The 22008-nt window shown below is 41.5% G+C and carries 20 protein-coding genes, 1 tRNA gene and 1 pseudogene; 13 read left to right on the top strand and 9 right to left on the bottom strand.

All coding sequences use genetic code 11. From position 1 onward, the window contains the following. Positions 1-11: 11 nt before the first annotated feature. Together NSTC745_RS08605 and NSTC745_RS08600 are read left to right on the top strand one after the other, a co-directional pair. Positions 12-617 (top strand): hypothetical protein, encoded by a 606-nt coding sequence (locus NSTC745_RS08605; RefSeq protein WP_445636780.1) that lies wholly within the window; start codon positions 12-14, stop codon positions 615-617. 69 nt (positions 618-686) lie between these two features. After that, complete coding sequence (locus tag NSTC745_RS08600) at positions 687-1409, top strand: M48 family metallopeptidase (protein WP_445636779.1); 723 nt, start codon at positions 687-689, stop codon at positions 1407-1409. Positions 1410-1637: 228 nt separating this feature from the next. Here the strand turns inward: NSTC745_RS08600 and NSTC745_RS08595 are convergent, their stop codons facing one another. The 4 genes from NSTC745_RS08595 to NSTC745_RS08580 all read right to left on the bottom strand — a co-directional run bounded on the left by NSTC745_RS08595 (position 1638) and on the right by NSTC745_RS08580 (position 4593). Beyond that, positions 1638-2174 carry an IS630 family transposase gene (locus NSTC745_RS08595; RefSeq protein ID WP_445632652.1) on the bottom strand — a complete coding sequence of 179 codons (537 nt, stop codon included), beginning with the start codon at positions 2172-2174 and terminating at the stop codon, positions 1638-1640. Between the two features lie 52 nt (positions 2175-2226). Next, complete coding sequence (locus tag NSTC745_RS08590; RefSeq protein WP_445632651.1) at positions 2227-2499, bottom strand: winged helix-turn-helix domain-containing protein; 273 nt, start codon at positions 2497-2499, stop codon at positions 2227-2229. 19 nt (positions 2500-2518) lie between these two features. Then, a complete protein-coding gene (locus tag NSTC745_RS08585) occupies positions 2519-2722 on the bottom strand; it encodes a hypothetical protein (protein ID WP_445632650.1) in 204 nt (67 codons plus the stop codon). A gap of 257 nt (positions 2723-2979) precedes the next feature. Next, positions 2980-4593, bottom strand: a complete 1614-nt coding sequence (locus NSTC745_RS08580; protein WP_445636778.1) for a hypothetical protein — start codon at positions 4591-4593, stop codon at positions 2980-2982. 613 nt (positions 4594-5206) lie between these two features. Between NSTC745_RS08580 and NSTC745_RS08575 the strand changes: the two genes are divergently transcribed. Both NSTC745_RS08575 and NSTC745_RS08570 read left to right on the top strand, forming a co-directional pair. Then, on the top strand, positions 5207-5902 hold the full coding sequence (locus NSTC745_RS08575; protein WP_445636777.1) for an esterase/lipase family protein: 696 nt from the start codon (positions 5207-5209) through the stop codon (positions 5900-5902). A 102-nt stretch (positions 5903-6004) separates the two neighbouring features. Continuing rightward, on the top strand, positions 6005-6601 hold the full coding sequence (locus NSTC745_RS08570) for a cytochrome b N-terminal domain-containing protein (protein ID WP_445636776.1): 597 nt from the start codon (positions 6005-6007) through the stop codon (positions 6599-6601). 134 nt (positions 6602-6735) lie between these two features. On the opposite strand, the gene NSTC745_RS08565 is transcribed toward NSTC745_RS08570, so the two are convergent. Further along, entirely contained in the window at positions 6736-8655 is a 1920-nt protein-coding gene (locus tag NSTC745_RS08565; protein WP_445636775.1) for a cation:proton antiporter, read from the bottom strand. Positions 8656-8982: 327 nt separating this feature from the next. Between NSTC745_RS08565 and NSTC745_RS08560 the strand changes: the two genes are divergently transcribed. Further along, positions 8983-9055: transfer RNA gene (locus NSTC745_RS08560), tRNA-Glu, on the top strand. 92 nt (positions 9056-9147) lie between these two features. Here NSTC745_RS08560 and NSTC745_RS08555 read toward each other — a convergent pair. The 3 genes from NSTC745_RS08555 to NSTC745_RS08545 all read right to left on the bottom strand — a co-directional run bounded on the left by NSTC745_RS08555 (position 9148) and on the right by NSTC745_RS08545 (position 12989). After that, positions 9148-9750 carry an SRPBCC family protein gene (locus NSTC745_RS08555; RefSeq protein ID WP_445636774.1) on the bottom strand — a complete coding sequence of 201 codons (603 nt, stop codon included), beginning with the start codon at positions 9748-9750 and terminating at the stop codon, positions 9148-9150. A gap of 8 nt (positions 9751-9758) precedes the next feature. Continuing rightward, positions 9759-11777 (bottom strand): GAF domain-containing protein, encoded by a 2019-nt coding sequence (locus NSTC745_RS08550; RefSeq protein ID WP_445636773.1) that lies wholly within the window; start codon positions 11775-11777, stop codon positions 9759-9761. An 876-nt stretch (positions 11778-12653) separates the two neighbouring features. Continuing rightward, positions 12654-12989, bottom strand: coding sequence for a hypothetical protein (locus NSTC745_RS08545; protein WP_096535028.1), 336 nt, complete (start codon positions 12987-12989; stop codon positions 12654-12656). Between the two features lie 71 nt (positions 12990-13060). Between NSTC745_RS08545 and NSTC745_RS08540 the strand changes: the two genes are divergently transcribed. The 4 genes from NSTC745_RS08540 to NSTC745_RS08525 all read left to right on the top strand — a co-directional run bounded on the left by NSTC745_RS08540 (position 13061) and on the right by NSTC745_RS08525 (position 15310). Further along, complete coding sequence (locus tag NSTC745_RS08540; protein ID WP_445636772.1) at positions 13061-13309, top strand: hypothetical protein; 249 nt, start codon at positions 13061-13063, stop codon at positions 13307-13309. Between the two features lie 80 nt (positions 13310-13389). Continuing rightward, a complete protein-coding gene (locus NSTC745_RS08535; RefSeq protein WP_445636771.1) occupies positions 13390-13590 on the top strand; it encodes a hypothetical protein in 201 nt (66 codons plus the stop codon). Between the two features lie 150 nt (positions 13591-13740). Next, entirely contained in the window at positions 13741-14130 is a 390-nt protein-coding gene (locus NSTC745_RS08530; RefSeq protein WP_445636770.1) for an alr0857 family protein, read from the top strand. 325 nt (positions 14131-14455) lie between these two features. Further along, entirely contained in the window at positions 14456-15310 is an 855-nt protein-coding gene (locus tag NSTC745_RS08525) for a mechanosensitive ion channel family protein (RefSeq protein ID WP_445636769.1), read from the top strand. A 444-nt stretch (positions 15311-15754) separates the two neighbouring features. Here the strand turns inward: NSTC745_RS08525 and NSTC745_RS08520 are convergent, their stop codons facing one another. Continuing rightward, positions 15755-17062 (bottom strand): NF041680 family putative transposase, encoded by a 1308-nt coding sequence (locus NSTC745_RS08520; RefSeq protein ID WP_445632291.1) that lies wholly within the window; start codon positions 17060-17062, stop codon positions 15755-15757. A 112-nt stretch (positions 17063-17174) separates the two neighbouring features. On the opposite strand from NSTC745_RS08520, the pseudogene NSTC745_RS08515 reads away from it, so the two are divergent. From NSTC745_RS08515 to purT, 4 genes and pseudogenes are all read left to right on the top strand, one after another. Continuing rightward, positions 17175-18092: pseudogene (locus tag NSTC745_RS08515) on the top strand (ABC transporter ATP-binding protein); the annotation flags it as partial. A 45-nt stretch (positions 18093-18137) separates the two neighbouring features. Beyond that, complete coding sequence (locus tag NSTC745_RS08510; protein ID WP_445636768.1) at positions 18138-19898, top strand: ABC transporter permease; 1761 nt, start codon at positions 18138-18140, stop codon at positions 19896-19898. 286 nt (positions 19899-20184) lie between these two features. Next, complete coding sequence (locus NSTC745_RS08505; protein ID WP_445636767.1) at positions 20185-20664, top strand: pentapeptide repeat-containing protein; 480 nt, start codon at positions 20185-20187, stop codon at positions 20662-20664. A 177-nt stretch (positions 20665-20841) separates the two neighbouring features. Continuing rightward, positions 20842-22005 carry a formate-dependent phosphoribosylglycinamide formyltransferase gene (purT, locus tag NSTC745_RS08500; protein ID WP_445636766.1) on the top strand — a complete coding sequence of 388 codons (1164 nt, stop codon included), beginning with the start codon at positions 20842-20844 and terminating at the stop codon, positions 22003-22005. The last annotated feature ends 3 nt before the right edge of the window (positions 22006-22008 follow it).

Here is a 22008-nt window from a genome sequence, read left to right as displayed (position 1 = left end):
AGTTTACAGGTATGAAATCCTACACCGACGTATATAAAGACTATATGGCCGATGTTTATCCCCATGCAGAGGAGGAATATTCTTGGTATAAGAAAGCTGATAATTTAAGAGATGCTGTCAAGAAAGCCTTCCGCAGTGAAGACGAATGCGGAAAAGTCAATAGTCATCAATGCCTTGTTGGTCGGGCGTGTTTAGCTGAAGCGACTGAAATTGCTTTAAAACGATTTGATAATCTCGGAATCAGCAGTTTTGACAGCTTTGATACCATTCACCAATTTGTTGAGTCTGTTAGTGCTGAAGTAAAACACTTCGGCCCATTAGCCACTTATGATGTCGCACTCCGTATTGCTAAATATCTGGATTTAGAACTTCAGGAAGTCTATCTTCATAAAGGTGTTACAATTGGCGCTCGCGCTCTAGGCTTTAATGTCAAGGATGGAGATATCATGCCTGTAGAAGAATTTCCGGCACCCTTTAACAAGTTAAGCGGCGATCATCTAGAAAATTTACTGTGCATTTACAAAAAGGTGTTAGCTAATTCTTCAGCCGAGGTAGGTAAAACTTGCATTCGCCCAAAAACAAATTCTTCTTGCATCAGGAAGAAGGGTTGCTCTTAAAATGCTAATAATAAAGGGTTTGAGTCTGTCTAACCGCTAGCAGCCTCCGGTTTGTTGCCTTTAATTGTTATGCCTATCCTACAAATCGGTCAAACCAGCATCCCCTACACGGTGCGCTATAGTAAGGGCATCAAAAACCAGCGCATCGTTGTTACTCCTGAAGCTGTAGAAGTTGTCGCACCACCCGATACTCCCTCTGAAAAAATTACCGCTTTTCTCGATAGCAAAAGGCGCTGGTTATTTAATGCTGTAGAAGATTGTCGCCCAAAGCATCCCCCAGAAATTCCCCAGCGTTACGTGAGTGGCGCAAAAGTGATGTACCGAGGCCGACGCTTAATGTTGCAGGTAGAGTCAGCCGACGTAGAACAGGTAATGATTACTTGCAAAAGCCGCTTTTATATCCAAGTACCACAGCAGTTGAGCAAAGATGAACAACAAGATGCGATTGAGCAGGCTTTAATTGCTTGGAAACGCGATCGCGTTTTACAGGACATTCAGCATTTCGCCAGAGTTTATACCCGTAAGTTAGGTGTCAAGCCAGTCGATATTAAACTTTATGAGCAAAAGCGTGTTTGGGGAAGTTGTGGCCAAGACAAGATAATCCGCATTAACTGGCAATTAATTGATGCTCCTGTAGCAGTTCTGGAATATGTAGTTGCTCATGAATTAGTCCATTTATTACACCGCCATCACGGTGATGCCTTTTGGGAAGTGCTAGGTACTGTAATGCCAGATTGGAGAGAACGTAAGATTACTCTGGAGTCATGGGAAGCTGATTGGCTGCCATCTTAGCTGAAAATTTTTATAAAAATTAACAATGACTTACGGAAAGCTTATGCTTCCAATTTGGACTTTCGGAAATATTATGCTTCCAGTATCCCAATTAAGGTAGCGATCGCCTAACGTGGAAATAAGGCTTATAGCACTGTTGACGGAAAGCTTATGCTTCCAGTGACGGAAATATTATGGTTCCAGGGACAGTTTGTGGCTTGAAAGTCAACTGTCAGTAATACCAATTCTTTATGAAGCTGCGCTAAATAAGGCTTCAAGAATAAAGTCGTAAGAAGTGAGAGAGGCAATCATCGAAGGTGTAATTTCTTTGAGGACATCAGTTAACTTGTGCTGTAGTTGTGTGAGAGTTTTACAATTTTCCCATTGGAGTTGAGATTTGAGAAATTCCCAAAACCGCTCAATTGGGTTGAGTTCAGGAGAGTGAGGAGGTTGAAAAATCGGGATAATGTTATCTGGGATATCGAGAGCTTTAGCTTTGTGGAAAGATCCTTGGTCGAACTGGATAACCGCAATATCATCACCAAGATCAGCAGATAGCAACTTCAAAAAGTGTTGAAAACAATCAGCATTCAGGTAGGGGAACTCATAGAAAAAGCTGTATCCACTTAGAGGTTCTACAACTCCGTATAAATAAAAATTTTCACGTTGCCATTGACTTAAGCCCACAGGTTTAACTCCTCTAGCTGTAATCAAACGTCCTGCAATTGTCTTTAATCCTAAACGTGTTTCATCCTGACCGGAGGCGGAGCGTCTCCGGCTCCGCACAAGTACCTCAATCGTTTCCCCGCTCCAAATTCCTCCTGCAAGAATTTGAATGCTAAAGGCAGTTTTTTTTAAAGTGAGATAGACTTTGTGGGTGTTGTTTGGTACTTTGAGGACGAGGCACTTTTAACTTCGCACCCAAACGCTGGCGAACAATTTCATAGACTGTTTTGTAGGCAAGTGAAACCCCTAATTCGCTCTTGAGCCATTGTTGAATTTGGCCATAGCTAGTAAACCCAGATGGCTCCTGTAACCGCTGTTCCAAGCGTTCTAAGTCTGAACCAATAATGCTCGGAGCTTTTCCGGGTGCATGTTTGACTTCAAGCAAGCCCCTTGTTCCTTGATCTTTATACTTCCTTACCCAACGAGTTATGGTTGCTACCAGAGCGTCCTAAACGTTCTGCAAGCGATCGCCTGCTGCTAACTTGACCACTCTTGAGCCAATAGAGCATTTGTAATCTTTCTTTACTGCTTGCCGTGGTGGCATGTTTGACAGCTTTCTCCAATTCTTCTTGGCTTTCTGAAATCTCAATTTGGAATGGACGACTCATCACAAAGTTACTCAATGCACCCATCTATAAGTTTGACCTAGTTTGGCGCATCTTCATACAGAATTGGTATAACTTTAAGAAAGATAATTTATTTATTGGAGTTTCCCAAGTGAAAAAGTTTCACTTGGGATTTATCTTTCTTTGGATTTACCTTAACTGGTGTTTTATCTAGCCCTAGCAACCTACGAGACAAATTGCTCAAACTTGTAATTGCGAATTTACTAACCAGAGTTAAATTTACTATGCCAAAGAAGCGGCTATTTTTCTGGAGTAGAGTTTTGTCTGTCTCCCTTTACTTGGCGTAACTTTTGTAGTAATTCTTGCTCCGATTCAGGAGTCGGCAGATTTTTATTAACTCTTGGCGTTAATAGCGGTTCAGAAGAATTACTAGCTGCTGGTAATGATGTTTTAGAAGTAGCTGCTGGTAAAGGCTGAGTTTGATTGGTATTTATTTTTGGCAGAACTAATGGTTTGAGGGTATTTGTGCGTAAGGAAGCAGGCTGATTATTCTTGATTTGCACTTCTGATGATGATTTTGCATCATCCGTCGGTGAGTTGTTATTGACTCCTGGCACAACTAACGGTTTGAGAGTACGTGCGGGTAAAGGTGCAGACTGATTAGTTCTGATTGGTGCTTGTGAAAATGGTTTAGAACTAGTCGCTGGCGATGGTGTTAGCTGATTGCTGTTACCTGCTGGTGCTAAAGGAAAGGGCTTTTGGTCTTGAGTCGTTCCAATTGTATTGCTACCGTTGTTTTGGAAGACTAGGTTGAATGGATAAGAACTAATCTTTTTATCTCCCTTGGGGGATTGTTTATTAAAGTATTCCCTTGCTTTTGTCCGCAATTCCGGGGAGAGTGACTTGTCTTGGAACTTGATATCTAAGACTTTGCCATCAGGATCTACCACTAATACTCCCAAAACAGCCCCTTCCACATTCTGCTTATCTGTAGCTACTGTTTGCCGAATAACTGGTTTTTGTTGTGCGTTGGGGTATTCTTTCTGGACTTCTTTTCTGAGAGCATCATAAGAATCCAGTTGTGCGATTGTTTGTTGAGTTCCTTTGGCGGATAAATCGCTTGTTTGCGATACAATTCCCCTAGTTCCCATTAAAGTATTGCTATTTGCTCGACCTTGTTTTAGAGAACTTATCAAGGAGTTTTGAGTAGTTCTAGACGCATTATCAGTTGGTTGCGTCATTTGGGGAGTTAAATTTTCCTGTGGTGTCGTAACGGGGGGAATATCAGAAAGGTTGCGAGATTGGGCATTTTGCAGAATATCATCAGGTATGTTCTGCGATTGCAATTGTGGCAACCTATTTACAGCCAGCGGTTGAGGTGACTCGTATTTGCTCGCGCTTTGACTCAAACGAGGAGCTGGAGGAACTGATGGTGAGAATTTCGGGGTGCTATTGTATTTAGAACTGTCAAATTTAGAAGCGTCAAACCCAAAATTATAATTGGGAATCCTCCGCAGAGACTGTCTTGTAGGCACAGAGGAAACCCGATAGCTGTTAGCTGATGGAGGTAGGGGAGGCAGTACTAGCTGACTTGTTGGCGGCGCTCCCAATGGAGGTAATACAGTCTGGGCGTTAAAATTCGGTGCGGAAAGTGGCGCTATTGGTGTTAATTGTTGTAAACCTATTTGGCTTTGGGGTGTGCTTTGGGGCAAACGGGTTTGGTCGGCTTGACTCAATTCCGTAAGTCCCACCGTTTTTGATGATGCCGTTTCCTGAGGCTTGCTAGAGTCTATGGGCATCAATGGTACAATCATGGCGATCGCACCGTGGATACCAACAGAAGCTATAGCCGCTATCCCAATTGGCTGGGTAATAATTTCTGGTATATTTTTCAGCAGGGAGACGTAAGACATGGCTGTTATCGTTCACTCGACTCAGTTGCAGTTGGCTGACAATTTTCTCTTTGGTGACTATATTGCAATATATTCCAAGAGATGCGTCCCTCTAAGGAAATAATTACTTCCTATGCTGGCAATCCAGACGCCAAGATTACCATTTCTTTAACTTTTGAATTTCTTAATGATGCTCTATCATATTGTTAACTTGGGCTTGCTAAAAAAATTTTTAAACAATTGCTAGTTTTGATTTTTTATTGTTATAAAGCGCACTCTTAAAAGTAATATTTCGGAGATTTATCAATTTCATCTTTTTGATAATTTCCAATAGATTCGGAACATTCGATCTATTTTTTGGTCTTTTATACTGCCTTTTTTTTACAAAGATCGCGTAAAAAATGGCACGCTGAAATGATATAGATTACTCCCTTTGTGACAATGTTACCACATCAGCCGACCCTAAAACTGTTGTGAAATGTACCATTTTCTTGACACTGCGGCCCTAAAACCCATCAACATGTATTTGGGGCTTCCAAAATTGAGTCAAACAATGGCTAGGTTTAGCCTCTAACTCTGACTATTTCTTTGTTAAAAAATTCTAAACTTTAAGTCCTTGCAGCCAAAATTTTAAATGCCGTTACCGACAGTTATTGTCCCTGGTTATCTAGAAAGCGCGATCGCTTACCGCCAACTAGAACAATCTTTACAACAGTTAAATTTTCCCACCGTCACAGTACCACTACGACGCCGTGACTGGCTACCCACCATTGGCGGCAGACCTGTAACGCCGATTTTGCAACAACTCGATCGCACTGTCAAACAGATATTGCAGCAATATAACGCTACTCAAATTAATCTGATTGGTCACTCAGCTGGCGGTTGGATATCGCGTATCTACATGGGAGAAAAACCCTATTTGGCACGTGGCGATGTCAAGCCATTCCTCTGGCAAGCTCACCCCTTGGTTGCAACTCTCATCACCTTGGGTACACCCCACATTAGCCAAGAACGCTGGACGCGCTTCAATCTCGATTTTGTCACCAATAACTATCCCGGAGCTTTTTATAAAAATGTTCGTTACGTTTGCGTGGCGGGCAAAACTATCTTTGGAGAAAGGCGGCGTGGTAGCTGGTTTGCTTACAGTAGTTACAAATTAACCTGTGGTAAAGGTAACACTTGGGGAGATGGAATCACACCCATCGAAGCAGCTAGCCTGGAAGGTGCAGAAAATCTAGTGATTGAAGGTGTAAAGCATTCTCCCAGAAGCCCTGGAATCTGGTATGGCTCACCAGAACCATTGAAAACTTGGGTACAATATTTAATTTAAAAAACTTTATTTTTATATAAGAAAAGCAAAATTTCTTAAAATTTCTTAGCTAAAATAATCGTATAAGAATAAATACCTACTTAAGAACAGGAGGGGTGAGCCATGCAAAGCACCCAGTTCGATAGGATTTTGCGACGAGTAGCGACGATATTATCAGTTGTAATTCTGACTTTGTGCTTAGTTTACGTTTCTACCGGAGTTTTGCTTTCTTTTTACTACGAGCCGACAGCCGGCGGTGCTTATAACTCTTTGAAGACGATTAATACACAACTGTCATACGGTTGGTTGTTTTGGAGATCCCACGAGCTTGCTGGTAACGGCATAATTGCGATCGCTTTAATTCAACTTGTAGTCATGTTTTTGAGTCGCCAATTTCGCAAGAGTTGGCTGACTGCTTGGATTAGCGGGATTTTGTTGACCCTCAGTGCCATCGGGCTAGATTGGACGGGGATGATTCTAGACTGGACTCAAGAAGGATACTGGCGTTTTAGCATTGAGCTAGGAACCATCGAAGCGATTCCTCTAATCGGTGGGCATCTGCGAGACATCCTCACGGGTGGTGGAGCCATTAGCACAGTTACTGTTGAACACCTTTACACAATACACACTTATCTGATTGCTACAACAACACTAATTCTGGCCATAGTGCATTTATCTGCTTTACTGTGGCAAGAGCGGCAACAGAGTGTTGAATGTTGAATGGGGCATTGGGCATTGGGCATGGGGCATGGGGTAAGGGGAAAAGGAGAAAGATTAAATGTATTCCTTTTCCCTTTAACCTTTTCCCCTGCTCCCCCTACTCGCTGCCCCCTCCTGCCCCTCTTCCTCTTCCCTCATCTGCCAGCACTCTCAGTGGTGGAAAGCTCAGATAATTGCGCCAGAGGTAAGTCTTCAACTTCTGGTAACTTTTCTAGAGATAGGGGAGTGGATTGGGTGACACCGGATAAACGTTTTAAAAGGCTAGGTCTGGGGTCATGCAAAAGGTAGATAATGCGATCGCCTACTTCCCATTCTTGGTTAGCTGGTATTACCTGTAAGCGTTCTTCTCGTTCTACCAATAAGGGTATTAATACCCCAGTCCGAATTTTCTCTTGAATGCGATCGTATTGAGTGGAAAATTCCGACTCATTAAGCGTCGTTGTTCCCAGCTTGACTCGCCCATCATTGAGATATTCATTCCAAGTCTTAATGGCTAAATCTGGGATAAAAGCTTGATTAACTTTATTATGGGCTGAGCTACTCGCTTGGGGGTCGCGGGGAAAAACTGCTAACACACGCGGCGGATTAAACTCCTCAGCTGCTCGTTGAGCCAAAACAAAATTCACCTCACCATTACTTGTCATTGCCAAAAAAGTACCCATCGAGGCAAGTCCAGCTTCTTCCAAAACAGCCGCATCCAAGGCACTACTAGCAATCACCCGGAGATTTTGGGACTCGGCTTGCAGAAGACATTGGGGGTCAGTATCAATCATCACGACATTTTCCCCCCGTTCTTGAAAGAATCGGGCAATCAAAAGACTCAAGGGATTACAACCTACAATTACTGCTCCAGTTGCATCTTTTGAGGTAATTTCTAGGAACCTAGCAACCCACCCAGCCGTTAGCCCCTGGCAGACGACAGTCATGATAATTGTCAGGAATACTAGAGCTTTAATGGAGTCACCGCCATTAATACCCCGCTGTGTTAACAAAATCGCAAATAGAGAAGCAACAGACGCCGAAACAATTCCTCTCGGAGCAACCCAACTCAAAAACAATTTTTGTCGCCAGTTTAAGTCACTGTTCCAGGTACAGAACAGGATATTAATTGGGCGAACGACGAACATTAGTACCAAAACAGTGAGTAAACTACCCCAGCCCAAAGCAAACACACTGGCGATAGATAGGTCAGCTGCTAATAGGATGAACAGTACCGAAACGCTGAGAATTGTCAGCTGACCCTTAAAGCTTCTTAACAGACGTTCTTCTGGAACTGAGGAGTTAGCAAACACCGCTCCGGCGACTACTGTCGTCATTACTCCCGATTCACTGCGAATCATTTGCGATAAGGTAAACAGGCTCCAAAGTATCGCCAGCACCACTAAGTTTTTCAGCTCGAATGACAGAAAACTGGCGCGTTTAAAAATTAAACTCATCAGATAACCGCCAGCGCCGCCAATTGCCGCACCAACACCCAACCGCATCAGTAGACCAACCATCGCATTGATTGGCTGAGCATCGCCGTTCAAAATCGTATCGAGGACAACGAAAGCCAGGATCGCCCCTACAGGGTCAATTAAAACTCCTTCGCCTTCTAAAAGTGTTGCCACCTGTCGGTCTACATTGATTTGTTTGAGCAGGGGGCCAACGACAGTCGGGCCTGTAACCACGACTATGGAAGCATAGAGAAAAGCTATGTTCCAAGGGAATTCACCCAGCCAGTGAGCAGCCATACTCCCACCAAGCAGTGTGATTAGGGTTCCAAGAGTGACGAGCAATTGTAGGCTAAGTGAAACTCTGCCTAACTCTCGCAGATCTAAATTCAGTCCACCTTCAAACAAAATAATTGCCGTTGCTAGGGCGACAATAACTTCTAGCCCAGTACCCAGCAGATGGGGGTGCAACAGCCCTAGACCATCAGAGCCAAACAGAATGCCCAATAGCAATAACAAGACAATGCTGGGTACTCGCAAGTATGCAGCCAAGACTTGGGCGCTAATACCCGCTAGCACAGCGATCGCCATCTGGAGAGTGATTTCAAAAGATGCTTCCATGTTGTAGATTTTGAGCCATTTATTTCAAAATCTTTTGTAAAAAAACTGTAGGTATTAACTCTACAGGGTACAACATCATACCCTTTCTCCTTTGGCGAATTTTGCGTTTTTTCTATTTAGGCATCCACTAGAATTGGCTGCTCTGAACGTTGAGCCACTCTGCCCAAAGCCGGACAAGGGCCTACGGACTTTTTTTTGTGTATCCATATCTGTGTATCCTTTTCAAACTTTCGCCTCCACCCAGTTTAGCCGCCACCAACTTTTTTTGGCAAAACCTATTGACATCCTTGAGAAAATTCGTTAATTTATAAAAGGTCTGAGTCCGATGCCCCCATCGTCTAGAGGCCTAGGACACCTCCCTTTCACGGAGGTAACGGGGATTCGAATTCCCCTGGGGGTACTAAAAAAGCGAAAATCAAAGATGTTTTTGAAGAGAAATTTTTAGTAACAACTATCACTCAGAATTAATTCTGAATGATAGATTACTGAAATTCAACTTTTTTGAATAGCTAGTTCTTCTACACGTTGGTAGATAGCCATAAGATTCAACCGCAAATCTTTACTCAGGCGGTTTTCAATAATTGACACTGGCATAGTGAGCTTAGGCCAAACTTGAATTGTGTAGCAGAGATTGGTTCCTATATGCTCGTCAAGGGAATAAGGCTCTAAGCACCAGCTACCAGAGAAGCCTTTAAAATCTCCTTCTACCATGCGGAAATTAATTTCTTTAGGAAAGTATTCTTCCAGGTCTAAAACCACCCGCGCACAAAAGTTGAAATTTAAAAAACGCTGGGAGCCTACCTGTTCGAGTCGAATACCGCCATCAGGATGCTCGATAAGACGGCTTTTGGCAAGGTTGGGAATGAAGTCAGCCAAAGCTTCATAATCAGTCAGAACCTTCCAAATTTGTTCCACTGGCTGGGGAATTTGAACTTTAGCACTGATTTGTCGTTGCCGCTGTGCTAGTTTTTCAATTTGAACTTCAACTTTAGCCAATAAGGCAAGTGCATCAGCAGACAAATCAGCTTCTAAGTTAGTGTCATCAGTGGAAGACTGAAGATCGAGGTTCTCTGTTGTGTTGTATTCTTGAGTCACTTTCCGAATTATGGTTTGCTTTCGTCAGAAAATTGCGGCAGATTCAGAGTGAAGCAAATTTCGCTCTGTTGAGAATCCGGTATTGGTAGACTTTCAACTGCGATCGCTCCATTGAGATGCTGCACTAAAGACTTGACTAAAGCAAGTCCCAAGCCCGTTCCCGGAGTCCAGCGCCCTTTTCCGCGACGGAACTTGTCAAAGATGTAGGTCGCTTCTTCTTCAGAGATGGCACGTCCGATGTTCCTCACCTTCATGATAACTCGATCTATTTGTTCATCGACTTGATGAAAGGCGTGTAGGTGAACTATAGTATCATGCTCTGAGTATTTACATGCATTGGTGAGCAATTCTTGGAGAATGCGGTCAAAACTTTCTAGTTCGGTTTGCAGTCTTAGCGACTCTTGTGGTAACTCTAAGGAAATGTTTAATCCCTTCTCGGCAAGTTTTTTCTCAAAAGATGCCGCTATATGCTCAATTCTGCTATTTAAATCTATAGTTTCTAATTGTGGAGCTTCGTGAGGCGACTCTAGCTTCTGGAGTGTCAACAAGTCATTAATTAAGTTAATTTCTTTTGTACATTCCTGTTCTAGAATATCCAGATATCTCACCTGACGCTCTGGTGTTATTCCTGGGAAACGTAAGTTGCGAATTGACAGTAGCATGTTTGTCAGGGGGTAGCGTAGGCGATCGCTCATATTACTCAAAAATTCATCTTTGAGTTCGTTAAGCTGCCGCAACTGCTCAACATATTGCCGGGTTCTTTCATGCAACTTTGCTTGAAGTTCTAGACTGCTCTGTAGTTTTGCCGTTCGCTCATCCACCAAAGTTTGCACTTGACGCAAAGTCTGTGACTGGATGATGGCATTACTCACTTGAGCGCAAACCATTTCCACAAGGTTTAATTCTGCTGGCTGCCAACTGCGAGTAAAAGATTGCTGTAATACCAAAAATCCTAAGATTTTACCTTGACTTTCTAGTGGCATTAACAGTACCGCAGGCAATTCCTCTAGTGCAAATAATGGAACACCACAGGAAATATCGTTTTGGGCTGTATAGTCATCGAAAATTACTGGTTTTCCAGAATCTATGAAGGCACGCTGGCATAAACCACACTCGGAAAGCGAAAAAGACTGGTTTAAGATCTCTGGTTTACTGGTGCGGGAATTTTGTGTTACCTTTGTCCATTCCCCAACTACCGTAGCTTTGGCTTTGGGTATTTGTTTCTTAGCTTGAGTTCTAAATAGTGGATCTGTATATTTCAACAAAATCAGCAACCCCCGATCTGCCTGTAGAGATTCAGCAGTAGAGGCAATAACTACTTGGAACATTTGATTAAGTTCCAAGTTACTGCGACTTAATATAGTTAATTGCTTGATCAAGTTTTGATGCTGGTTGCTTTTTTGCAAATCTTGTTGTTGACTAGCAATTAGCTGGGCTTGTGCGGCTCTAGAAAAAGCGATGGCGCAAGATGACTCTACTTCTTTGAGCAGTTGTTTTTCTGATTCGCTCCAATCATATGGTTGGAATTTAATCAGACAAATCACTCCATTGTTATTGCCACCAAACCGCGTAGGAATTGCCAAAACTGCTTTTATCGGTAGTGGCAGATATTGACACCCAATTACCAGACTGTTCTGAATGATGGAAATATCTTCAATAGTCAATGGTTCAGCAGCACATTGCAGCACTGGGGAGTGCATCAGCAACTGTTCCATCGAAAATATCTCTTCTGGGTGTGGTAACCCTAAATAATCATCAGCACACCAATTAGTAGCAGTTGGTTCGTCGGAGATCTCGCCTGTTACTGAAACCAAGCAACAGCAATCTACTTGAAAAGTAACTCCTAGCAATCGGGCAATATCTTGCAGCATCAATGCCGTTGCCGAGCTATTAGCAATGATTTGGTTAATTTTGTGTACCAACTGGCGGGCTGGTTCTTCCTGATGCTGCATCAGCTTCGCTTGGTAAGGTTGTAGTCGATCGACATCATTTAAGTAATGTGGCGGCGACGATAAAGGCTTTTTCATTCTTGGCACGCCCTTGGATAATAAATCCGCTGTTTTTGCACCCAACCTTTTGGCATATTGTTCACCGTTAGTTGTGTTGCTCCACCCTGATAATTAACAAATTTTGTATGAATACTTTCTCTCACCTGTTATAGCCCTTTTCTATGGCAGATGGCCAAGTTTCCAAATATATTAAGCAAATTGCTACATGGATACTTAGATAATTAAGATATGCTAAAATCCCTTAGCCAGATTATTTTTGCTTTCTTTATATTGATATGATTAACTAACTTTGACTTAGAATATCCTGTCTGTAAGTATACATAAACCGTAATTTCTCTGGAATCAAACCCCTACTATCGGTAGTTTTACCCGTAAGATTACCTAATATAATTTAACTTATTTGTAAAATTTATTTAATTATTAGTATATTTACAAGCTGTCCTTGACTCTGTGTTAGTGTCAAAAGGATATACAAAAGCTAAAGCTATAAAAAATAGACATATAAACGATCCTAAAGCTCTCATGCAGAATCCGGCAAAGTGGAATTTAGACGCAAAGTGCTTTCTATGAGATGGGATCTTGAACGGTAACTTTTGACAACACTTAGGGACGATCGCTAAACTTCGTTTTTTTCAGAGCGATCGCCCAAGTTTTCAGTAAAGTCTCAGTGTATATCAGGCAGTGTAGCCTTTGGTTTTGGTAATTGGAAAGAAATTATTAAACATTGGCGGTTATCCATTACCAACTTCCCAATTATAACTATAAATAAAGATAAATAAATAAACTATAAGCTTTAACAATGTATTGAATCGCCAGAGAAAATAGAGCTAAATTTTGAATGCAGCCCGATGATTTTAATCAAAAGAACCGAGCTGCATTCGCCTGGATATAAGGCTATCCAGCCAAACTTTCGACACTCAGAGGAACCATATCGCCATTTCTCGTCAGTCCTAACAACATCGGCTGTTGGGGTTGGATGAGTTGACCTGTGAGGACACAACGTTCTTCTTGCTGGGCTGTGGCCGCTATGCTAGCTCGAATATCGGATCGCGAAAATCGCGGCTTCCACTCACCTGATTTTTGCTGGACATAGTTCCAAAGAATATCTCGGATCAGAGCTTGATATCCCTGATTGCCAGCGATTTCTTTGAGTTTATCTTTGAGTTCGCGTTCTAGGCGGATGCTGGTAACTTCCATATCGGTGGTTGGGGTGCGAGCGATTGTATGCATGACTTTTTCTCCTTAAAGGTATAGACAGGATAGTAATACAAGTGTAGTATGTTTAAAGGAATGTTCAATAGGTGAAATTTTCTGTGAAATCCATTTACCCCATCTCTACTTCCTTATGCGCTACCAATTGCCGAGCCGATTGGGAATCAGCTGCTGTGGGAGTGGAGTATTTATTTATGGGCGGTAGTAGCCGAAATCATGGGCAAATCACAGAGGGTAATCATGAGTTTAGATATCTGAGCATTAGTGGGCCGATCGCAAAACCACAACTAGATAAAGAAAGCGGGGGGTACAGGCGAAGGAATTCTGTACCGATATAAGACCAGAAAAACTTTCGGTCAATTTCCAACCCCCGCTTCAGGTAAAGAAGAAGCGGGGGTTTTTTATAAGGAGTGAAGCTGTGACGACTGCAAGGCAAGTGTTAGAGCAATCCGTAGTGATGTTTTATCAGAATTATTTACCACTATGTCAGATCAATATCAAGCGGGCGATTGTTTTATTAGTAACAAAATTAACTCTTGCACTGGGTTTTACCACGGGAAGTGAATGCCTAATTCACTCACTCCACCTGGGAGCGGATGTGGAAACTTCCAGCAGCTAATTGGCGTAAAGCATTACCACAAGGGGATTGCATTTACCAAGATTGCGGTAGCAGCAGACATTTAACTTTAGATTATCTGATACCGCGATCTACAGGCTGAATTTTGGATAGATGTGCAAGCAAACCTGGAACAACAGGAGAGCATAAGGAATGCTGAAATTAACTTACACTGAAAACAGCTTTTATTTAGAATTTCTCACTCAGTCGCTAGAAGAATGGGTAGCGCAACGAGTGATTTTGGCACTGCGAGTCGGCCAAACTCTGAGCGTTGAACCCAGTACAGCTTCCTTTTTGCTTCCTGTTGATTTACGGGGAGTAGAAGTGTTGAAGGCTGAGGTGAAAAGAGATGACAGAGAAATTATTGCTTTGTCTGTCTGCGATTCGGAATATGTGGAAGTCACCTTGCGGGGTTCTTGGCTATCAGATGGGTCTGAGGATGCTGCGGGTGTGTTTATTACCACAATGAGCGATCGCGCTGAGTTCTTTTTGCACAAACTTTGGCAGGAAGCTCAAGCTTGTGCTTCTGTGATGAGTGAATAAATGCAATCAAAGGGTGAGTTAAATTTCTTGCCCTTTGTTGTTTTATAGCAGGCAAGAGGCAATAGGCAATAGGCTTGAAAATCTTTTTGTGTTTGGGTTTTAGGCTAGGTTGATGTCCTAATCTACTTGGCAACTGCTATATTTCTCAAAGTTTGGGAATTCCCACAAATTGGTCAGTTTGGTGTTTAAGTAATAAAAATTTATTTTCTTTACTCCCTATTTTCAAGGCAGAATCAAATAAAAATTAAAAAAAAGTATTGATATGTGGTTTTGATTCAATTTCTTGTATGTTGATTGTGTTTAATAATTCACAATCAAAAAAATTATGGATTTTAAGCAGATTGGTGAGGTTGCTAGTTCACTCTTAACTCTGTTTGGACTGAAAATTTTAGGTGCGATCGCTCTGTGGCTGATTGCTCAACGCTTGATTGATTTTGGATTAAAGCTACTACGGCGTGCTTTCCGAAGCCAACAAGTCGATCCGACATTAATTAACTATCTTCTGAATATCATTGGGGTGACGCTGAGAATTGTTCTAATTGTGGCAATTCTTGGCTTTTTCGGCATTGAAACAACTTCTTTTGCCGCATTGCTAGCAGCGGCTGGTGTGGCAATTGGCGCAGCATGGGGTGGATTACTGGCGAACTTTGCAGCAGGCGCATTTTTAATAGTTTTTCGACCCTTCAAAGTTGGTGATTTTATCTCAGCTGGAGGTGTCACGGGCACTGTTACAGAAATTGGACTGTTCACAACCAATATCAATACACCCGATAACGTGTTAACGATTGTTGCAAATAACAAGATATTTGCTGATAATATTCAGAATTATTCTGCCAACCCTTACCGTCGGGTCGATCTGGTGGCTCAAATCCATCATGATGTCAAACATAATGAAGCGATCGCACTTTTGAAAGCGAAAATTAGCCAAATTCCAAATGTTCTGCAAAATCCAGCACCGGACATAGAAATTCTGGATTTTAATTTTGCAGGGCCTGTACTAGCAGTACGTCCTTATTGCAATAATGACCACTACTGGCAGGTTTACTTCGACACTAATAAAACTATACGTGAAACCTTCGGTGAAGCTGGGTATCCAATTCCCGAATACCGTTATGCAATTAGCGCTTCATCTGGCAATGAGATTAGTAATGTTATCCCACCACTATCGGAAATCACTTAACAAATCAGAATTCAGAATTCAGGAGTCAGGAGTCAGGATTCATGAATTCAAAGAGGGTTTATAGTTGAATACAGTTTAGTTCAGCCTAAAAGTATTTATCTAGAGACGCCATGAATCACCTCTGCAAGACTTTGGTTGTGTAATTCGCTTTTGTGGAAATGTAATGTCAAAATTAAAAAGTAGTTAGGGGAAATGCCTTAGCTACTTTTTGATATCGTAAATTTTCGGAAAAACCAGTTTCAATTTCCGAAACCAGCCTGACAAATGGTGTAGAAAAAGGTTAGCTTAACTGTTAATCACAAGCGGCACCCCAGCAGCGATGGTAAAAGAATTAGCAATTTGCACTCGCGGACTAACTAACTGGAGTTTAGACTAAGCAACAAGAAACGACCCAGCAACGCTGAGTTGAAAAGAAACAGGCTTTAAAGATGAAAATCTAAGGTACTAAGCAGATTCTGGTTGCTTTTTGCGGGGCTTAGTTGTAGTTTTTTTGACTACGGGATAGCGAATTCTACGTTGTCGTGGTTTTCCTGGTTTCCAGCCTGGAGACTTTCCGCGAGGTTTAGGCGAACGGGCAGGAGTACCAATCACCGCAAAAATGCTCCCCATTGCTTGAGCAACTCTGCCAGGAGTCAAATTATCTAATGATTTCTGCCAAGGTAAAGGGTTATCAGCAACGATATCACGAGCCAACCACAATTCCCAAGTCATCACAGGCATGAGGTCACTCCAACGCTCACATTGCTTGGGACTACTCAATTTAGGTAATGTCCAGTGCAAGCGTTGCTTCAAAAAACGATACCAGTGGTCAACAGTAAAACGTCGGAGGTAGAGTTGCCAAACTTCTTCTAGTGGTGGCATTTCTTCCCCCACCCAAGCCAACCATAAAGGTTTTGATATACGTAGGTTGCCTTCTGCATCCAGACGCTCAACTCGAATCAGGGACATTGGGCGTGTCGCAGTTTGACGAAAGTGTAAATTAAACCACAAGCTCACCTTCACCCGTCCCAGTTTAGGATGGTTGACTTCTATACTCTCATTGGCTTCACTCCATGTGAGTGGTTCATTGAGTTTGAATTTGTCACCATGTTTCCTGGGTCGCCCTTTGCCAGAATATGGTGGTGGTGCGCCCCATAAACAAAGATTTGAACGCAAACGTACCAGAATATCTGCTTTGATATTGGTCGTCTTCAACACAAAAGGAGCGCAGCCATACTCACTATCCCAAACTGTAATTGGTCTAGTTGGTAAATGTTCACACACTTGCTGTAGTTGCCAGGTTGCCTTTTGTATCGGGTTTTCCCAACTGCTAATTCGCTCATGTCTCAAAGGTAACGCCCAACTGCCCGAATCCTCTGGTATCCAAGCAATGGTACTATATCCCTGACCAACAGTAATTGGTTTGTTTCCGGCTATGGTGACACTGCTGTGTTCAATTGTCCTCTCCTGCAAAGTTACCGCATCTGGGCGTGACCAAGCTGTGTGGTCGCCTGCTAACAACGGACGGCTCTGCGTTGGCATCTGTTTGATGTATAACTGCATCAATTTTTGTCGCTGTGGTCTGCTATCTTGTAATGCCTCGTAGATGCTTGGCCACTTACGTCTAAATACTGGTGATAGCGATAAATCTGCCAAACTGTAGGCGTTACGAGTCAGCAATATTGCATCCGTCAGTTCAAAAGTCACATCATGCGCTCTACCTAGATATCTGTACGCTGCTTGACGAAATTCTTCTAGTAAGGCACTTTTCATATTGGCAGGTGAGAGTTGGTGGTTCTTCTCTCAGCTTCTGCTAATAGGGGGACTGTGTTCAATCACACCCCTTATTTTTTCCTTTGAGGTCGGCTCTTTAGTCTAAACTCCAGTAACTAAGCAATTTGACCGACATGTTGCTGTCAATGATGTTGATTTAGAAATCCAGGCGGGTGAAGTATATGGACTAATTGGCCCCAATGGCGCAGGTAAAACGACTCTCATCCGCATGTTGGCGACTGCTGAGGAACCAACTACGGGTGAGATTTATATTAATGGCGATCGCCTTTTACGCGATAAGAGTAACCCGAAACTCAAGCGTCGTCTTGGTTACTTACCCGATGACTATCCACTGTATGAAGATTTAACAGTTTGGGACTACTTAGATTATTTTGCGCGTTTGTATCGCTTGCGGGAACCCCGCCGCACCCAACGGCTACATGAAGTTTTAGAATTAATTCAACTTGGTAACAAACGCCACAGCATGATTTCTACTCTCTCACGAGGGATGAAACAGCGTTTGAGTTTAGCGCGAACCATTATCCACGAACCGATTTTACTATTACTAGATGAGCCTGTTTCTGGACTCGACCCCATTGCGAGAATGCATTTCCGCGAAATCATTAAGGCTTTACGAGAAGCTGGGATGACTATATTAATTTCTTCCCACGTTCTTAGCGATTTAGCGGAATTGTGTACTTCTGTGGGAATTATGGAACTTGGCTTTTTGGTAGAAAGTACTTCCCTACAGCAACTTTATCAACGTCTTTCGCACCAACAAATTGTGTTATCTACTTTGGGAAAAATAGAGGCACTTTTGAGTGAATTGAAACATCATCCTTTAGTAGAACAGTGGGAGGTAATACCAGGAAAAAACAGCGTGCGGGTGAATTTTGCAGGAACGCAGGAAGATTGTGCGGATCTTTTGCGATCGCTCATTCAAGCAGGCATTCCTTTGAGTGATTTCCACTGCACGCAAGAAGACTTAGAAACCATTTTCTTAAAACTAGGTCACAAACAAGCATCTTGATTCGTCAATAACTATTGCTCCCCATTTTTGGAGAATTTTTTTCCTATGATGCTCAATTTGATAGACAAAATCGGCGATGCAAATCCCCAACTATTGCGGGAATTAAAAGGACGCCTGAAATTTTTTAATGTGGCGATCGCTGTTGCAATTTCCCTCCTACTGCAACTAGTAGTTTATTTATTTCAGTTTCGCGAATTTCCTGATGATACATATTCGCTAACTGGCACATACTGTGTTTTGCGTCCAATATATGAACAGCGACAAAGAGAGGTTTATCGGCAATCAAACCAATCTATAATTAATGAATTCAGTAATTTCCTGTCCAATAATTTCTGCCCCGAAAACCAAATTAATTGGCAGTTGTGGTGGCGAGACCATTGGGAATATATATTCCTGTCTTTGAGTGTAATTTTTATATTTACACTATTAGTTGCAGGAACTTATTTACTGATTAATGATTTAGCCAAAGAAGAACGTCGCGGTACTTTGAATTTCATTCGTCTGAGTCCACAATCAGAAACAAGTATATTGACTGGCAAATTGCTAGGAGTTCCGAGCTTTATTTATCTCATAATCTTAGTAGCCCTTCCTTTACATTTGTGGGCTGGACGTTCTGCCAACATAGCTTTTAGTCAGATTTTTAGTTACTACGCTATTGTTGTTAGTAGCTGTATGTTCTTCTACAGTGGTGCGTTACTCTTTGGATTAGTTACTCGCTGGTTCAGTGGTTTTCAGCCGTGGTTAGGTAGCGGTACTGTTTTATTTTTCTTGTTTATGACGATGCTAATAGCGTCGTATTATGGCAACAGTTTAAATTATTCAGGCGCTTGGTTGAGACTTTTTAATCCTTGGGATGTAACCAATTATTTGTTCCCGAACTTGTTCCGCGTACACAATGGTTCTCCGTTGAAAAGCTTGGAGTTTTTCTATATACCATTGGGAACAAATATTGTGAGCGTTGTCGGCTTCCATTTGTTCAACTATGGTGTGTGTACTTATGGAATTTTCAAAGCACTGAAACGTTGTTTCCACAATCCTCAAGCTACAGTAATCAGCAAGGGACAAAGTTATATAATAGTAGCCTTTTCCCAGTTGATGATATGGGGATTTACCTTGCAACATAGTGGCAAAATTTTTGATTTAGATCGACAGATTGAGCAAAATTTTTCTTTGATGGCATTATATAATGTGGGCTTGCTTGTAAGTTTGATTGCAATTCTTACGCCTCATCGTCAAACTGTACAAGATTGGGCAAGATATAGACATCAAGATAGCAAGAAGAGTATTTGGTGGGATTTAATAGCGAGCGAAAAAAGTCCTGCATTAGTGGCGATCGCCATTAATCTTATAATCGTTAGTATCCCTTGGGTAGTTTGGCTTTCACTTACATCTACTTTCAATACAGACACTACGCCAAATTGGACGGGTGACAATATTGATAGGTTGAAATTTCTTTTAGCCCTAGCTTTGTCTATCAGCATGATTTTGATTTATGCTACCATCGCTCAATTGGTTTTGTTGCTCAAAACTCCTAAACGTTCTTTCTGGGCAATTGGAACTGTTGGTGGAGTAATGTTCCTACCTCCAGTCATTTTAGAATTGCTCGGTATCCCTTCGTCGAAAAATCCCACTGTGTGGCTATTTTCAACTTTTCCGTGGTCAGCGATATCAAATTCTGAGGCGACAACAATTTTTATGGCATTCCTAGCCCAGGTGAGTGTGCTTGCATTGTTAAACTTACAGTTAAGAAAACAGGTGAGATTAGCAGGCGAATCTGCGACAAAAGCATTGTTAGCAGGACGTTAGTTTGATAAAGCAGAATTCTGAATTCTGAATTCTGAATTCACAAGTAAAATACGGTTTATAGCTGGGGTTTGCTTAATTTATACGCGTTAGATCCCCGACTTATTTGATAAGTTGGGGATCTTGTTTCTGCTATATCATTAATTAGTTGCTGGCATCGAAACTCGTAGCATTTTCAAAAATATTGGCAATAAATAGTCTGCAATATTTCTTCATCTATCTGTAGTAGGAATTTAATTAAATAATTTGAAATTTTTCATCAATATAACTAGTAGAGAATTTAAAAATCATGCTAGATCCTTCTGCCGAAGACCTACGCTGTATAGCTATCCAGTTTTTAGAACAAAGCCCTCCACAACGTCTGCAAATTCTCAGGGAATTGGGCATAGCTCGTTATGAAGTTTTAACTAAAATACGTCTCAATGAAGCAAATATAATTTGTATAATGCGGTTTTTAAAATATCCAAGCAGCTTAAAATTTCCTAATCTTCAACAAGCAGATTTATCTGGTTTAATTTTAGATGGACTCAATTTCATTCGAGCAAATTTATCAGCAGCCAATTTGCAAGGTAGCAGTTTAGTTAATGCCGACCTCTTATTTGCAAATTTGACAAAAGCTGATTTGAGGAATGCAGATTTGAGAGGTGCAACTTTGAATGAGACTATTTGGTTGGATACTTTAGTAGATAGATGCCAGTTTGGTGCAGGTACTGGTTTAACTCATTTGCAACGGCAAGATTTACAATTGCGTGGAGCTAAATTTAATTAGCTGGAAAAGGGAGTAGAGACCCGATTAATCGCGTCTGTGCGAGAGTAAGGAGTGGGGAATGTGGGATAAATGTTTGCATTCCCAAGCGCGAACTTTCATTGATGTATCTTGAAAAAAAGATAATTCAAATACAAAAAGTTATAAAATTATGAGATTGAAATTAACTTGGATAAATTAATGACTATTAAACTGCCCCAAAAATTGATGTTGCTTGGTGCTGGGGAACTAGGCAAAGAATTTACCATCGCTGCTCAGCGTCTTGGTAATTATGTCATTGCTGTTGACCGTTACCCTAATGCTCCAGCGATGCAAGTTGCTGACTGTTTTGAAGTGATTTCTATGCTTAGCGGCTATGATTTAGAAGCTATAGTTGATAAACATCAACCTGATTTTATTATACCAGAAATTGAAGCAATCAGAACAGAAAAACTTATCGAATTTGAACAGCGGGGGATTACAGTTATACCGACTGCGGCTGCTACTAATTATACAATGAACCGCGACAGAATTAGGGAACTGGCACATCAAAAATTAGGCATTAGAACAGCTAAATATGGTTATGCAGTAAGTTTAGAAGAATTGATTGCTGTTTCTGATGAAATTGGGTTTCCAAATGTTGTCAAACCTGTGATGTCATCATCAGGAAAAGGTCAATCTGTGGTGCAGGATAAGACTGAGGTGGAGAAAGCTTGGAATTATGCGATCGCTAATTCTAGAGGTGATAGTCAAAAGGTAATTCTAGAAGAATTTATTAATTTTGAAATCGAGATAACTTTACTTACTATTAAACAGTGGAGTGCCCCAACAATTTTCTGTTCTCCTATTGGTCATCGCCAAGAAAGAGGCGATTATCAAGAATCCTGGCAACCGGCAGAAATTTCTGAAGATAAAATATTAAAAGCCCAAGAAATAGCTATTAAAGTCACTGACGCTTTAGGAGGAGCCGGAATTTTTGGTGTTGAGTTTTTCATTACCAAAGATGAAGTAATTTTTTCTGAACTTTCTCCTAGACCTCATGACACAGGTATGGTGACATTAATTTCCCAAAATCTCAACGAATTTGAATTACATCTAAGAGCTATTTTAAACTTGCCAATTCCTCATATAGAACAATTAGGAGCATCAGCTAGTGCGGTAATTTTAGCTTTAGAAAAATCTGATTCTATTGCTTTTGCTGGCGTCGCTAATGCTTTGTCAGAAAAAGACGTAGATATTCGGTTATTTGGCAAACCTAATGCCCATCCATATCGACGAATGGGAGTAGCTTTAGCAAAAGGTGTGAATGTCAAAGAGGCTAGGGAAAAAGCTACAAAAGCTGCAAGTAAAATTCAAATTATTTAATTT

The organism is Nostoc sp. DSM 114161 (assembly GCF_052692665.1).
The sequence above is the reverse complement of the archived record's forward strand: the minus strand, read 5'-3'. Positions and strand labels throughout refer to the sequence as shown.

Bases quoted from the DNA above. Each gene is read 5' to 3' on its own strand.
- NSTC745_RS08520 (WP_445632291.1), bottom strand. From the start codon at position 17,062: ATGAAAAGTGCCTTACTAGAAGAATTTCGTCAAGCAGCGTACAGATAT.
- NSTC745_RS08600 (WP_445636779.1), top strand. From the start codon at position 687: ATGCCTATCCTACAAATCGGTCAAACCAGCATCCCCTACACGGTGCGC.
- NSTC745_RS08585 (WP_445632650.1), bottom strand. From the start codon at position 2,722: ATGAGTCGTCCATTCCAAATTGAGATTTCAGAAAGCCAAGAAGAATTG.
- NSTC745_RS08525 (WP_445636769.1), top strand. From the start codon at position 14,456: ATGGATTTTAAGCAGATTGGTGAGGTTGCTAGTTCACTCTTAACTCTG.
- purT (WP_445636766.1), top strand. From the start codon at position 20,842: ATGACTATTAAACTGCCCCAAAAATTGATGTTGCTTGGTGCTGGGGAA.
- NSTC745_RS08530 (WP_445636770.1), top strand. From the start codon at position 13,741: ATGCTGAAATTAACTTACACTGAAAACAGCTTTTATTTAGAATTTCTC.
- NSTC745_RS08580 (WP_445636778.1), bottom strand. From the start codon at position 4,593: ATGTCTTACGTCTCCCTGCTGAAAAATATACCAGAAATTATTACCCAG.
- NSTC745_RS08510 (WP_445636768.1), top strand. From the start codon at position 18,138: ATGATGCTCAATTTGATAGACAAAATCGGCGATGCAAATCCCCAACTA.
- NSTC745_RS08505 (WP_445636767.1), top strand. From the start codon at position 20,185: ATGCTAGATCCTTCTGCCGAAGACCTACGCTGTATAGCTATCCAGTTT.
- NSTC745_RS08545 (WP_096535028.1), bottom strand. From the start codon at position 12,989: ATGCATACAATCGCTCGCACCCCAACCACCGATATGGAAGTTACCAGC.
- NSTC745_RS08605 (WP_445636780.1), top strand. From the start codon at position 12: ATGAAATCCTACACCGACGTATATAAAGACTATATGGCCGATGTTTAT.
- NSTC745_RS08550 (WP_445636773.1), bottom strand. From the start codon at position 11,777: ATGAAAAAGCCTTTATCGTCGCCGCCACATTACTTAAATGATGTCGAT.
- NSTC745_RS08575 (WP_445636777.1), top strand. From the start codon at position 5,207: ATGCCGTTACCGACAGTTATTGTCCCTGGTTATCTAGAAAGCGCGATC.
- NSTC745_RS08565 (WP_445636775.1), bottom strand. From the start codon at position 8,655: ATGGAAGCATCTTTTGAAATCACTCTCCAGATGGCGATCGCTGTGCTA.
- NSTC745_RS08570 (WP_445636776.1), top strand. From the start codon at position 6,005: ATGCAAAGCACCCAGTTCGATAGGATTTTGCGACGAGTAGCGACGATA.